The sequence below is a fragment of the Marichromatium bheemlicum genome, assembly GCF_012276755.1.
In the GTDB taxonomy this organism is placed as follows: Bacteria; Pseudomonadota; Gammaproteobacteria; order Chromatiales; family Chromatiaceae; genus Marichromatium; species Marichromatium bheemlicum.
In genome coordinates, this window is sequence record NZ_JAAXKX010000054.1 from 1 (window position 1) to 324 (window position 324).

Sequence of the window (324 nt, forward strand, 5' to 3'; positions counted from 1 at the left end):
CCGATCGGAGTGGTGTAGCAGTCCCGGTGGCGGCCGGCGCCGGGCATAGGCCATGTCGAGGGCACTGATGACCAGCTCGGCATCCATGCGTGCGCGCATTGACCAGCCGACGACCTCGCGGTTGAACAGGTCGAGGACGACGGCCAGATAGAGCCAGCCCTCATCGGTCCAGAGATAGGTGATATCGGCGCTCCACACCTGGTTCGGGGCACTGGGCCGAAAGTCCCGGGCGAGCAGGTTCTCGGCGACGGGAAGACGGTGGCTCGAGTCGGTCGTGACGCGATAGCGACGCCGATGACGGCCGCGTAGGCCGTGCTCACGCAT

The 324-nt window shown here is 66.7% G+C and carries 1 protein-coding gene; it reads right to left on the minus strand.

Annotated elements, in window-relative coordinates; genetic code table 11:
• Positions 1-324: DDE-type integrase/transposase/recombinase (locus HF203_RS16070; protein ID WP_168671091.1), on the minus strand; the 324-nt coding region annotated here is incomplete at both ends.